This is a genomic window from Bradyrhizobium sp. SZCCHNRI20481, from assembly GCF_032485055.1.
In the GTDB taxonomy this organism is placed as follows: Bacteria; Pseudomonadota; Alphaproteobacteria; order Rhizobiales; family Xanthobacteraceae; genus Bradyrhizobium.
The window spans coordinates 19731-32730 of record NZ_JAUEUE010000012.1 but is presented as its reverse complement, the minus strand read 5'-3'; the positions used below and the strand labels follow the sequence as shown (position 1 = coordinate 32730).

Below are 13000 nucleotides of genomic sequence, written 5' to 3'. Positions count from 1 at the left end.
ATGGTGAACTCGGCCGCAACTTGCAACGCGCAGCGCTGGCTGTCCATCGTCGGGATTGGCGAGGACGGCGTTGACGGCCTCTCGACGCCTGCGCGACGTCTCATTGCGCAGGCGGCCCTCGTGGTCGGCGGCACCCGTCATCTCGAGCTTGCAGCGCCGCTGATTGCGGGCGAACGGCTGGCCTGGCCCAGCCCGCTGAAGCTTGCGTTCGATCAGATCGCGGCGCGACGGGGAGAGCCCGTCGTGGTTCTCGCAAGCGGCGATCCTTTCAACTACGGCGTCGGCAAGCAGCTCATGCAGCGTTTCGCGTCCGCCGAGATGCTGTGCGTCCCGCAGCCCTCGGCCTTCAGCCTCGCGGCGGCGCGGCTCGGCTGGCCGCTGCAGGACGTGGCGCAGGTGACGTTGCACGGCCGCGCGCTCGAAGGGATCATCCGCCATCTTGCGCCGGGGGCGCGCATTCTGGCGCTGGCCTGGGATGGATCCACCGCCCCAAGGCTCGCCGCGCTGCTGACCTCACGCCGCATGGGACGCTCGCGCCTGACGGTGCTGGAAGCGATCGGCGGCGCGCACGAACGGGTGCGAAGCGCGCTGGCTGACGCGTTCGATCTTTCCGATATCCATCCGTTGACCACGATCGCGATCGAGGTTGACGCAGAGGTTGATGCGCCCGTGATCCCGCTGACCGCCGGTCTTGCCGATGACCTATTCGAGCATGACGGCCAGTTGACCAAGCGCGAGGTCCGCGCCGTGACGTTGTCGGCCCTGGCGCCACGTCCAGGCGAACTGCTGTGGGACGTCGGGCTGGGCTCGGGTTCGGTGGCAATCGAGTGGCTGCTGCGTCATGGCTCGTTGCGCGTGATCGGCATCGAGGCGCGGCAGGACCGGGCCGACCGGGCGATGCGCAACGCGCTGGCGCTCGGCGCTCCCGAGCTGAAGCTGGTGATGGGGCGCGCGCCGGCGGTGCTGGCGGATCTCGAGACGCCGGATGCGGTCTTCATCGGCGGCGGCATTTCGGAAGCGGGGGTGTTCGAAGCCGTCTGGTCGCGGCTGAAACCCGGCGGCCGCCTCGTCGCCAACGTGGTGTCGCTCGAAGGCGAGGCGCGGCTGATCGAGTTGTTCGGCAAGCATGGCGGTGAACTGATCCGCATCGCCGTTTCGCGGATCGAACCGGTCGGTCGCATGCATGGCTGGCGGCAGGCCATGCCGATCACGCAGTGGCGGGTGACGAAGCCATGATCGCGCTCGGGATTGGCTGCCGCCGTGCCGCCAGCGTCGCAGACATCGAGGCGGTGATTGCACATGCGCTCTCGCTTGCGCGCCTCGCACCCGCGGACGTGGCGGTGCTCGCCACTGCGGCCGACAAGGTCAGCGAGCCTGGCGTGATCTGCGCCGCGCAGCGGCTTGGCCGTCCGCTGCTCGGAATTGCCTCTGCAGCGATGACGGCTGTCGCCGACCGCGCGATCACGCGAAGCGATCGCGTGAGGCGCTTGAAGGGTGTACCTTCGGTGGCCGAGACGGCCGCGCTGGCTGCCGCCGGCGCGAATGCCCGGCTGATCCTCGCGCGCGTCGCAAACGCCGCGGCGACCTGCGCGCTGGCGGAGGGCGAGGCTGTCACCGATGCGGAGCCTGCGCCATGACGGTGCACTTCATCGGCGCCGGTCCCGGTGCCGCCGACCTGATCACCTTGCGTGGTCGCGACCTGATCGCGCGCTGCCCGGTGTGTCTCTATGCGGGCTCGCTGGTTCCTCAGGCGCTGCTCGATCATTGTCCGCCCGGTGCGCGTATCGTCGATACCGCACCGATGTCGCTCGACGAGATCGTGGCCGAGATCGAGCGTGCCACGCTCGCGGGCGAAGATGTGGCGCGGCTGCATTCCGGCGATCTCTCGATCTGGAGCGCGCTCGGCGAACAGCTGCGGCGCCTCGACGCGTTGAGGATACCCTACACGATCACACCCGGCGTGCCGTCGTTCGCGGCGGCGGCGGCCGCGCTCGGTCGCGAGCTGACCTTGCCGGGACTCGCACAATCGGTGGTGCTCACGCGTACCTCCGGCCGCGCTTCGGCCATGCCCGAGACGGAACAGCTCTCGCTGTTCGCGCAGTCGCGCGCCACGCTCGCCATCCATCTCTCGATCCACGTTCTCGATAAAGTCGTCGAGGAGCTGCGGCCGCACTACGGCGACGACTGTCCGGTGGCGATCGTCTATCGCGCGAGCTGGCCGGATCAGTTGATCCTGACCGGCACGCTGGCGACGATCGTCGGGCAGATCACGACTTCCGCCGTGGAGCGGACCGCGCTGATCCTGGTGGGCCGCGCGCTCGCAGCTGAGGATTTTCGCAATAGCGCGCTGTATGATGCCGATTATCAGCGACGCTTCCGCGGGAGGGGCGAATGAGCCGGCCCGTAACTCTGTCCGACGAGCCGGCCATCGCGGTCGAACACGGCGACATCGAGCGCAATGTCGTTGTCGCTCAGCGCACGCCGCGCCGTCTGCCAGGCGGCGTGCGCGACGACCTCGCCGGCCGGAAATCCGAGCCGCTCGGCCTCCTGAAGCACCTGCAGCGCGGTGTTGGCGGTGCGCGCGGTCGTGACCAACGCGTCCGGCGCGCCGGCGTCATGCAACGTGTTCGCGAGCCAGCCGAGATCGACTTCGCCGGCGCGCGAATGCAGGTCGAGCAGGCCCTGGCCGAGCTTGGTCATCTTGGCGAAGCCGCCGGCCACGGTGATGCGGGCCACCGGATGCCGGCGCAGATATTTCAGCATGCCGCCGGCGAAATCGCCCATGTCGATCAGCGCCGTCTCCGGCAGGCTGTGGAGCTGCTGCACGGCCTTCTCCGACGTGCTTCCCGTCGCGCCGGCGATGTGCGGCAGGCCGGCGGCGCGCGCGACGTCGATGCCACGATAAATGGAGTGGATCCAGGCGGCGCAACTGAACGGCACGACGATTCCCGTGGTGCCGAGGATCGACAGGCCGCCGACGATGCCGAGGCGCGGGTTCAGCGTCTTCTTGGCAAGCTCCTCGCCGCCAGGAATGGAGATCTCGATGATGACGTCGCCCGTCGCGCCGAGCGCTGCGGCGGCTTCGCCGATCGCCGCCGCGATCATCTCCCGCGGCACCGGATTGATCGCAGGTTCTCCCGGCGGCAGCGGCAACCCCGGGCGCGTCACGGTGCCGACGCCCGGACCTGCGCGGAACGTCATGCCGGAGTTGTCTGCACCGCGCCGCAGAGTCGCTTTGACCAGCGCACCGTGCGTGACGTCAGGATCGTCGCCGGCGTCCTTGATGACGCCGGCGGTTGCCTTCGCGCCGTCGGCCTCGTGCATCGCGACCGCAAAGCCGACACGACGTCCGCCGGGCAGGGCGATCTCGACCATGGCAGGACAGTTGCCCGTGATCAGCAGCTCGTAGGCGGCGCGCGCCGCGGCCGTGGCGCAGCTGCCGGTCGTCCAGCCACGCTTCAGCGGTCGGTTCGGCGGATCCGCGGTTTCCATCATGTCCGTTCGCATAGCACGTTTTGCCATGCCTCGGCGGCGTTGCGGCCATGACCAGGGTGGCGCCCAGCGGGATCATCATCGCCGCGCCGCGTTCGGGCGCCGGCAAGACGACGGTGACGCTCGGACTGCTGCGTGCCCTCAGCCGGCGCGGCACGCGCGTGCAACCCTTCAAATGTGGCCCCGACTATATCGATCTCGCCTTTCACACGGTTGCGGCAGGACGGACGAGCTACAATCTCGACAGCTGGGCGATGTCGGCGCCGCAACTGCTGGGGCTTGTCCGCGACGTTGCCGCCGACGCCGATATCGCCATCGTCGAGGGCGTCATGGGCCTGTTCGATGGCGCGTCGCATCCCGGACGCGCGGGCAGCGGCTCGGCCGCGGGTCTCGCAGCCCTGACCGGCTGGCCGGTGGTGCTCGTTCTCGATGTGAGTGGGCAGACCGAGACGGCCGCTGCCGTCGCGCTCGGCTGCGCGCGTTTTCGCGACGATGTTCACGTGGCCGGCGTGATCCTCAATCGGGTCGCGAGCGAGCGGCATAGGGCGCTCATCGAGCCGGCGTTCGCGACCATCGGAATCAGGCTGCTCGGCGCGCTGGCGCGGGACGCGCAATTGACATTTCCCGAACGTCATCTCGGACTGGTCCAGGCCCAGGAGATCACGGCCCTCGAAGCCCATCTCGAGCGTCTCGCGGCAAGCGTCTCCGGAGCCGTCGATCTCGAGGCGCTGCTGGGTCTCGCGAATCCGATCCGCTCTACCGATCTCGCTGCGCAGACATCTGGCCCTGGCATCAAACCGCCCGGACAGCGCATTGCGCTTGCCGCAGATGCGGCCTTCTCGTTCAGTTATCCGCATCTCCTGCGGCACTGGCGCGCTCAGGGCGCGGAGGCCATCCCGTTTTCGCCGTTGAACGACGAGGCTCCAGATCCCGCAGCCGACGCGGTCTGGCTGCCAGGCGGCTATCCCGAATTGCATGCGGGACGGTTGGCCTCGGCGCGGTCGTTCCTCGATGCGCTGCGCGCGATGGCCTTGCGCGGCGTGCCGATCCACGGCGAGTGCGGTGGCTACATGACACTGGGGGCGGGACTCGAAGATGCCCACGGTGTCCGGCATGCGATGGCGGGGCTGCTGTCGCTGGAAACCTCGTTCGCACGACGCCGCTTGCATCTCGGCTACCGTCAAGCGACCCTATTGGCCGATTGCAGCCTCGGCCGAAGGGGCGCCGTCGTTCACGGTCACGAATTCCACTATGCAACCATCCTGAGCGAGGCAGACGATCCGCTGATCGCGTGCCGCGATGCGTCGGGCGGCGTCGTCGCCGAGCGCGGCGCCCGGCGCGGGTCGGTGACCGGATCGTTCCTGCACGTCCTGAGCGGGGAGGGCGCATGAGCGAGCCAGGCCGAAGCCCTCCGCAGTTCGACGCGACATTCCGGCAGCGCTTTGCCGAGCTGGTGCGCTGGCGTCGCGACGTCCGCCGTTTCCGCGCCGATCCGGTCTCCCCAGAGCTGATCGAACAGTTGCTCGCGCTCGCGTCCCATGCGCCATCGGTTGGCTTCTGCCAGCCTTGGCGATTCGTGCTCGTCGAGAGCCCCGAACGTCGCGCGACGGTCATCGAGAACTTCGAGCGCGCGAACCAGGCCGCGCTCGCCGGTTATGATGGAGAGCGACGCGCGCTCTATGCGAGTCTCAAACTGGAAGGCTTGACGCAGGCGCCGATCCATCTCGCCGTCTGTGCCGACGAGGGCGCTGCCACCGGTCATCGGCTCGGCCGCGCCACGATGCCGGAAACGCTCCGCTACTCGGTGGTGGCGGCGATCCAGACGTTCTGGCTGGCGGCGCGCGCCGAAGGTCTCGGCGTGGGCTGGGTGTCGATCCTGGACCCGGCGGCTGTCTGTCGCGAACTCGCGTTGCCGTCCGACTGGAGCCTGATTGCGTATCTCTGCGTCGGCTGGCCGCAGGAGGAACATGACGATCCCGAACTGGAACGTCACGGCTGGGAAACGCGGCTCGACCAGACAGTGATCAAGCCGCTCAAGCGCTAGGTCACGATGCGAGCGCCAACGCCGGTGCGTCAACCGTCCTTGGCTCGCCAACAGCGCCCGCGGCGCTCATGAGCTGAAACCGTGTGCCGTGCAGGTTGATGGTCAGTGGAATGCCGCGGAAGTCGTCGTGAAAGGCGCGGATGCGGCGCGCCATTTCGGCCGGATCGATGTCGGCGGGCATGTCGCACTTGGCGGCGTACATCTGTCTGGTGCTCTTCGCTCCGCTCCAACCGACGCCGAGCGCCGGCAGCGGGCCGGCGTCGCAGGCGAGGTCGCGCGACATGCGCCAGAACAAATAGGCGAGCCGCACGAACGTCATCTGTTCCAAACCACGGACATCCACGCCGCGCGGGATGTCGAACGTCTCGACACCGACGATCGGGCCGCAGTCGACACGGGTCTCCATCACATGGGCCGTTGCGCCGAAGCGCGTCGCACCGTCGTACATCGCGAAATGAGCCGGCGCCCAGCCCGGATAATCCGGCGGGGCCGGATGAAAATTGTAGGCGCCGTGGCCGAGCGCCTGAAGGATGTCGGCAGGCACGATGACGCCGGTCGTGAAGGCAAGCAGGCGGGATCTGCCGAGCACATCGCGTTCGATGGCTTCGATGTCCTGCAGGCTGACCGCGAAACGGAATGCGAGGGCAGGGTTGTGCGCCCGTAGCAGCTCCGACAGCGCAAGTTGTTGGTCGCGGCTGCCGGTGAGAAGAATGATGGTGTCGAACATGATTTGTCCTGGTTGGCGTCAGCGGCGATGGGCGTTGAAGGTGGCGGGCCGGTGCGCAGCTCCGGAGGTGGCCGTCGCGGCGAACAAATTGGCCGGCAGCTCCTGACCGGGGATGATCTCGAGCACCATGTTGTCGGCCAGCAAAGCGGCCTCCCGCGCGATGCGAACCTCCGGCTGCCACGAGCACAGTGAGAGCTCGAGGCGGCCAAAGCCGCCGCAATCAGCGACGAAGGCGCTGGTCAGCTTCTCGATGCTGTCAGCGGCGGCGCGTGCGCTGCTGCGTCCGACGTCGCGCAGGATCACCGTGATACCTCTGCCGGATTTTACTTTCGAGCGCACCACGAGCAGCGACTCCAACGCGCCGACGCGCCCGGCCCGCCGGGGCGACCGCGCCACCTCGGAAAAGTCCGGGTCGAGACCAAGATCAGCCTTTGTCGGCTTCAGATTGTGGACGATCGTCGCGTTGCGGACTCCGGCTTCCCCTGCGACGGCATGGTAGCTGCGGGGAAGCCAGACCGTGTCGAGCGCGATCTGGGAGCTCACCGCACTCCAGGCCTGATCGATCTGATAGCCGTCCCATATATCGGGATATGAAGAGGCGATCTCACGCCAGGTCGTCAGCATTGTCCCGGCCGCCTTGGACCGGCCGAAATAGAGGGTGCGCGGCGACATCTCCCAGCCGTTCCACTTATGGACGGCGAAGTCGCAGCCTGCCAGATGAGGAAGGTCCGGAGGTGCTTGGAACATCACGTCGGCCTCGACGTACAACAGCGGTTCGCGATTCCGCTGCCACATCCGCGCGATGAAGTCGGCCTTGTCCGCAGCGCTCAGGCGTTCGCCGGGGCGGCGATCGATCGCCTCGATGTCGAATGGGAGCCCGAGCCGCTGCAACGAGCGTCTGAGATGATAGACGTGCAAGTCGCCGACCGTCGTTGGATGGCAGGACACGACACGCATCGCAGTTGCCGGTGCTGCGTCCGGCGCAGGCCAGTCGCGGCCGCCCCACCATAATTCGTGCGGACCGTCGGCTGAGGTGCCGACGGTACCGAACTCGGTCAACTTGGATTTCAGGAAATCGAACGCGGGGTTTTCGCCGAAGGGGATCACCACGGCGTCATGCGAGGTCAGCGCGCCGTACAGCAGCTCCGCCCCGGCGCCCGTTGGCGGGTCGATCAGGACGATAGTGCGGCCACGGCCAGGCCGTGGAAGGTCATCGCAGTGAACCACCGGCCCGAATGTTCGCGACAGCCATTGCAGACGATCACCTTGCCGCTGACCGAGCCTGACGCCGTGAGCGCGCAGGCTTTGCACCGGGTCGTGGTCGTTGGTCTTCAGATCTTGTCGCGTCATGCCGGGCCCTCCCGCACAATAGAACGGATCACGTCGGCCAATCAGGCGCGTCGATCGCTCATGCGCTTGCGTCGGTGTCTTGCGACAATGCGAGTAAGACCGGGCTTTCGACACGGAAAACGCGAGCTTCGTTTCGCAATGTTGCCGGGCGCGCTGCTCGAGGCTGCAACAGATGACAAACACCGTGGCTGCGCGAGCAGAAGTATTCGCAATCACTTCGATCTGATGCGCCTTATCAAGGCCGAAGCGGACGATTGGTCTCGTAAACGAAGTCGCAGTGCGGATCACGAGCTTCACACCGGATATATCGCGTGCGGTGACGCTCTGGAGCCTCGATGCAGATCGAAACATTCAGCAACATTCGTTGACGCTATAGACATGATGGCCATCTACGCGCGCGCGTCGGCGGCGCGCGACGCAGCGCGTCGATCGCTTCATCTATCGTGCTATCAGCAACTACAACGTACGAAGGCGATGGATCAGGCGCGCAATGTCGAAAAAATCGTCACGCGATTCAAAAATCGCGTCCGCGGCAACTGACAGAGTCGAAAAATGCGATAATTTCGTCGAGGTGATTCGGAAAAAATTGCCGGGCGAAGATGATCGTTTCGCAACAATTCCGAACCTTGCTCAGCCGCGGACTTTGTGTGCGCGGTATGCATCCACGGATGCTGTTAGTAAGCGTTGCAGCTCGCGTTTTCTGCTGAATTCGTCTTCTGGAATGAATCCCCCGCCATGCCGAACCTCGGCCTCTCTTTCTCAACGATCGTCGGGCGCTCGATCCGCGTGCGGCAGAATTTGCCTGTCCCTAGGCAAAACATTCCATCTAACTACCTGAAAAGTCACAAAAAATCTTCGCCTGCTTCTTTCGGTCGCCGCGTTCAACGATCGGAAGCCGTCTGCGAATGCCGCATTCGGCATTGCGGGTTGGAGATTCGGAAATGAGCTACGCGCTGGACGTCTGGGCCCCGGCCGATGGCATATCTTCGAAAGAGCCGGGGTCCCCGGACGTCGCGGCGCTGTCGTCGAGCGAGTCGGCCAGCACGGTTCCCGACTCCGCGCCGCCAGGCGAGACCGCGGTCTTCGACGAGGACAAGGACCTGCTCGACCGGCTCGCCACCGGAGAGGAGCTCGCATTTCGTCTTCTCGTCGAGCGCCACATCGATCGCGCCTATGCGATTGCGTTGCGCATCGTCGGCAATGCCGCCGACGCCGAGGACGTCGTGCAGGACACGATGTTGAAGGTCTGGACTCACCGGGGGCGGTGGCAGCACGGTCGCGCCAAATTCTCGACCTGGCTCTATCGCGTCGTCAGCAACCGCTGCATCGACATCCGCCGCAAGCCGCGGACCGAGAATGTCGACGTGGTACCCGAGGTTGCGGACGGCAAGCCGGATGCAGTGAGCGTCATCGAGCGTGCGGAGCTCAGCGTCCTCCTGGAGGGGGCGATGCAGCGGCTTCCGGAGCAGCAACGGATCGCCGTGATCCTGTCGTATCACGAGAACATGAGCAACGGCGAGATCGCCGAGGTGATGGACACGACAGTGGCCGCCGTGGAGTCCCTGTTGAAGCGGGGACGCCAGCAACTGCGCGACATGCTGCGGCGTCACGAGCGCGACATTCGCGGCGCCTTCACGGATTGCTAACCATAAAATTCTCGGCGCAGGAGAAATCCCGCCTGAATCCCGCAGGCGCTTCCGTTTGATCGGTCAGACGGGGCCGATCCGCACCGTCAGTCCTTCCACGATGCGGCGTGCTTTGCCGATCACTCAGGAGTCCTCACCGTGCCCGCAATTTCCACCAACATCGCCGCCAACTCCGCCGTCCGTTACCTGAACATCAACTCCAACCAGGAGACGAGCTCGCTCGCCAAGCTGTCGAGCGGTTCGCGCATCACGTCAGCCTCGGACGACGCGGCCGGTCTCGCCATTTCCACGCGCATCTCGTCGGACATCACCACGCTGCAGCAGGCTGCGACCAACGCGGCGCAGGCGACGTCGATCCTGCAGACAGCGGATGGCGGCGCGTCCAACATCAGCGACATCCTGGCGCGCATGAAGTCGCTGGCCTCAGAGTCCGCATCGGGCACCACGGTCGGAACCAGCCGCACCTACATCCAGTCGGAATTCTCGCAGCTGATCAGCGAAATTTCGTCGATCGCGACCGGAACGCGCTATAGCGGCCAGAGCCTGCTCGACGGCACCAGCACCTTCTCGTCGGGCGTCTCGGTCCTGGTCGGCTCGTCCGCGTCCGACACCATCAACATCACGCTGTCGGATCTCACCGCGAGCACGCTCGGCGTCTCGTCGCTCGACGTCAGCACCCAGACCGGCGCGACCGCAGCCTTGACCGCTCTCGACACCGCGATCGACACCGTGTCGAAGGCCCGCGCCGACATCGGCGCGCAGGAATCGCGCTTCAACTTCTCGGCGGACTCGATCTCCACGCAGACGCAGAACCTGCAATCGGCCAACTCCGCGATCAAGGACGTCGACATCGCGTCGGAGCAGGCGAAACTGTCGTCGGCGCAGGTGAAGACCCAGGCCGCGGTGTCGGCGGAAGCCGCCGCCAACCAGATCCCGCAGTACCTCCTGAAGCTGCTGGGCTGAGTTGTGATCTGCCGGGCCGGCGCCACGCCGGTCCGGCCCTTCCCTCGGAGGACGACGATAGATGACGGTGAGCAGCGCAACCTCGAGCACGAGCGGCACGACGTCGTCTTCTTCCTCATCATCGACGAGTTCGAGCAGCTCGCTCACGACGTCGGGAACGAGCACGACGAGCACGATCGACTGGACTGCGCTGATCGAATCCGCGGTCAATGCCAAGCTCACCCAGGCGACCCAGATCTCGACCAAGATCACGGCCAATGAGGCCAAGATCACGGCCTACCAGACGCTGCAGACCGCGCTGAAGACGCTGTCCTCGGGATTGTCGTCACTGGCGACGTCGATGGTGAACTCGCTTGCGACCAACGCCTTCGCCACGCGGGCGGCCACCATCAGCGCGACCGGCGACGTCAGCGCCTCATCGGCTCTGTCGATGTCGGTGAGCAACGGTGCTGCGACCGGCAGCCACACGCTGACGATCGGCCAGATCGCCACCGCACACAAGGTGACAGGCACGACGCAGTCGAGCCAGACCGCGGCACTCGGCTATTCCGGCACGTTCTCGCTCGGCCTATCCGGCGGCAGCACGGCCGACATCACCATCACCAGCGGCATGTCGCTGCAGGATGTCGTCGACGCGATCAATGCCCAGACCTCTACGACCAATGTCGAGGCGTCGATCGTCCAGGTATCGAGCGGGTCGTATCAGCTGGTGCTGACGGGGACCCAGGATTCCGCTGACATCACCTATGCCAGCTCGTCCGGCGACGACGTGCTCAACAAGCTTGGCGTGACCGACAGCTCGGGTGCCTTCACGACCGTGCTGCAGACGGCGCAGGAGGCGGAATTCACGCTCGATGGGATCAGCCTGACGCGCAACACCAACGACATCACCGACGTTCTCAGCGGCGTCACCTTTGATCTGCTGCAGGCGACTCCGTCCGGAACGACGCTGACTGTCACCATCGGGACGGACACGAGCCAGATCTCGTCGGCATTGCAGACATTCGTCACCGACTACAACGCATTCCGCGATGCCGTCATCGCGCAGCAGACCACCAATTCGGACGGGACGGCGTCCTCGAGCTCCGTCCTGTTCGGCGACGGCACCATGCGCGACATCATGAATTCGCTCCAGGCCGTGCTCGGAACCTCGGTCGGCGGGCTGACGATGGCGGACCTGGGCCTGTCGTTCAACGAGAAGAACGAACTCGAGCTCGATACTGGCACGCTGTCGACGATCCTCAGCACCAATCTGAGCGGCGTGACGACGTTGTTGTCGGCGCAGACCAAGACCTCGTCGAGCCAGCTCAGCGTAGTCAATACCGGATCGTCGCCGCAGTCGTTCACCCTGGATCTGACTGTGGACTCGTCGGGGACGCTCACGACCGCGTCGGTCGGCGGCGACAGCTCGCTGTTCACGGTCAGCGGCAACACGATCGTGGGCAATTCCGGGACGATCTATGCCGGGATGGCCTTCACCTACACCGGCTCGACGTCGCAATCGGTCACCGTGACCTCCACACAGGGGCTTGCAACCCAGATCTACCAGATCGCCAAGACCGCATCGTCCAGCACGGGATCGCTGCAGACGCTGATCGACAATCTGACCTCGCAGGACGAGACGATGCAGGCCAAGGTCGATGACATCAAGAGCTCGGCCGCCACGTTCCAGACTCAGCTCACGGCGCAATACGCCAAATATCAGGCCGCCATCGAGAGCGCCAACAACACGCTCACTTATCTAAAAGCCCTTCTCAACGCGAGTTCGAGTAACTGATGACCCAAAATTCGATGGCGCAATTCGCAAGTCAGGCCTATCGCGGTGCTGCGGTGGCCGTTCCGCCGCTCCGGGCCGTCATCATGCTGCTCAACGGAGCGATGCTGAGCTTGCAGAAGTCGCTGCAGGCGCAGGAGGCCCGCCGCTTCGAGGAGGGGCACATCCATGTGACCCGGGCGACCGCCATCCTGCGCGGATTGAGCCTTCACCTTGATCCAACGCGCGGCGGGCCGGTCGCCGACCAGCTGTTCGGAACCTACAACGCCCTGATCGTGGCCGCGCTGCGGGCCTACGGTCGACCTCACATGCGCGAGAATTTCCAGCGGATCACTCAAAGTTTGCTGGAGCTGCGGGAGGCGTGGGAGGCTGTCGATGCGGCAGCCCGGGGAAAGCGAGCAGCCGGTGATTCGGCCAACCGTCGGTAGCTCTGTCCGAATCAGGCACCTGCCGCACTGCGGAAATCTTGGGAAACCGATCAGAAACGGGCTGCATTGTCTCTCGTTTCGGTATCCAGTGCGGCGTTGCGTGCAGACGGCTCCCGAAAAATACGGAATTTCCCGCGTCCGGTTGCGGTCGATCGTCACAATTGCCGATATCAATTTCGTTCGCGGGCTGAATGCTTTATGACCAAGCCGGAAGCGCTGGATTGGGCGGACGATGGACGTCAGGGAATTCGAGGATCTGATCGGCAGGCTGGGTGAGGACATCTCGCGCTGGCCAGCGGAGCAGCGTCAATCGGCTGCTGATCTGCTTGCGTCCTCTCCCGAAGCCGATCGATTGCTGTCCGAGGCACGTCTTGTTCGTGAGGCGCTGTCGTCGCCGCCGGTTCGTGCACCCGCGGGCTTGACGTCGCGTATCCTTGCTGCGGCCAACCGCCTGACCCAAGAGGAAGCGTCAACCGCCCCGGCTGACGCCCACCAGCCCGGCTGAGCTCCGCCAGGGCCGAGCTTGGGCGACTGCGCTTCGGCCGGTTGGGCCGTGGGCGCCGGAACCGCAACACC

Annotated in this window: 14 protein-coding genes; 11 read left to right on the top strand and 3 right to left on the bottom strand. The window is 65.6% G+C overall.

The window, feature by feature from the left end:
• Genes cbiE through cobM form a run of 3 tightly spaced genes read left to right on the top strand, consistent with a single transcriptional unit; the run spans position 1 to position 2395 of the window.
• Positions 1 to 1236, top strand: coding sequence for a precorrin-6y C5,15-methyltransferase (decarboxylating) subunit CbiE (gene cbiE, locus QX132_RS20105; protein WP_316162604.1), 1236 nt, complete (start codon positions 1 to 3; stop codon positions 1234 to 1236).
• Positions 1233 to 1637, top strand: coding sequence for a cobalamin biosynthesis protein (locus QX132_RS20100; RefSeq protein WP_315739759.1), 405 nt, complete (start codon positions 1233 to 1235; stop codon positions 1635 to 1637). The genes cbiE and QX132_RS20100 overlap by 4 nt, the downstream gene beginning before the upstream one ends.
• Positions 1634 to 2395, top strand: coding sequence for a precorrin-4 C(11)-methyltransferase (gene cobM / locus QX132_RS20095; protein ID WP_315777618.1), 762 nt, complete (start codon positions 1634 to 1636; stop codon positions 2393 to 2395). Before QX132_RS20100 ends, cobM begins: the two co-directional genes overlap by 4 nt.
• Here the strand turns inward: cobM and QX132_RS20090 are convergent.
• Positions 2365 to 3495, bottom strand: coding sequence for a cobalt-precorrin-5B (C(1))-methyltransferase (locus tag QX132_RS20090; RefSeq protein ID WP_316162602.1), 1131 nt, complete (start codon positions 3493 to 3495; stop codon positions 2365 to 2367). The genes cobM and QX132_RS20090 overlap by 31 nt on opposite strands.
• A gap of 47 nt (positions 3496 to 3542) precedes the next feature.
• Between QX132_RS20090 and QX132_RS20085 the strand changes: the two genes are divergently transcribed.
• Both QX132_RS20085 and bluB read left to right on the top strand, forming a co-directional pair.
• Positions 3543 to 4883, top strand: a complete 1341-nt coding sequence (locus tag QX132_RS20085) for a cobyrinate a,c-diamide synthase (protein WP_316162600.1) — start codon at positions 3543 to 3545, stop codon at positions 4881 to 4883.
• Positions 4880 to 5536, top strand: a complete 657-nt coding sequence (gene bluB / locus QX132_RS20080; RefSeq protein WP_315813743.1) for a 5,6-dimethylbenzimidazole synthase — start codon at positions 4880 to 4882, stop codon at positions 5534 to 5536. The genes QX132_RS20085 and bluB overlap by 4 nt, the downstream gene beginning before the upstream one ends.
• A 1-nt stretch (position 5537) precedes the next feature.
• Here the strand turns inward: bluB and QX132_RS20075 are convergent, their stop codons facing one another.
• Positions 5538 to 6263: a formyltransferase family protein gene (locus QX132_RS20075; protein ID WP_316162598.1), complete on the bottom strand. Its 726-nt coding sequence runs from the start codon at positions 6261 to 6263 to the stop codon at positions 5538 to 5540.
• Between the two features lie 18 nt (positions 6264 to 6281).
• Positions 6282 to 7613 (bottom strand): hypothetical protein, encoded by a 1332-nt coding sequence (locus tag QX132_RS20070; RefSeq protein WP_316162784.1) that lies wholly within the window; start codon positions 7611 to 7613, stop codon positions 6282 to 6284.
• Between the two features lie 378 nt (positions 7614 to 7991).
• Here QX132_RS20070 and QX132_RS20065 point away from each other — a divergent pair, with 378 nt between their 5' ends.
• The 6 genes from QX132_RS20065 to QX132_RS20040 all read left to right on the top strand — a co-directional run bounded on the left by QX132_RS20065 (position 7992) and on the right by QX132_RS20040 (position 12929).
• A complete protein-coding gene (locus QX132_RS20065; RefSeq protein ID WP_316162597.1) occupies positions 7992 to 8153 on the top strand; it encodes a hypothetical protein in 162 nt (53 codons plus the stop codon).
• A 401-nt stretch (positions 8154 to 8554) separates the two neighbouring features.
• A complete protein-coding gene (locus QX132_RS20060) occupies positions 8555 to 9259 on the top strand; it encodes an RNA polymerase sigma factor (protein ID WP_315756401.1) in 705 nt (234 codons plus the stop codon).
• A 138-nt stretch (positions 9260 to 9397) separates the two neighbouring features.
• Complete coding sequence (locus QX132_RS20055) at positions 9398 to 10222, top strand: flagellin (protein WP_315739750.1); 825 nt, start codon at positions 9398 to 9400, stop codon at positions 10220 to 10222.
• Between the two features lie 61 nt (positions 10223 to 10283).
• Positions 10284 to 11999 (top strand): flagellar filament capping protein FliD, encoded by a 1716-nt coding sequence (fliD, locus tag QX132_RS20050; protein WP_315777624.1) that lies wholly within the window; start codon positions 10284 to 10286, stop codon positions 11997 to 11999.
• Positions 11999 to 12424: a flagellar export chaperone FliS gene (locus QX132_RS20045; protein ID WP_315739748.1), complete on the top strand. Its 426-nt coding sequence runs from the start codon at positions 11999 to 12001 to the stop codon at positions 12422 to 12424. The genes fliD and QX132_RS20045 overlap by 1 nt, the downstream gene beginning before the upstream one ends.
• Before the next feature lie 232 nt (positions 12425 to 12656).
• A complete protein-coding gene (locus QX132_RS20040; RefSeq protein WP_315739747.1) occupies positions 12657 to 12929 on the top strand; it encodes a hypothetical protein in 273 nt (90 codons plus the stop codon).
• Positions 12930 to 13000: the final 71 nt, after the last annotated feature.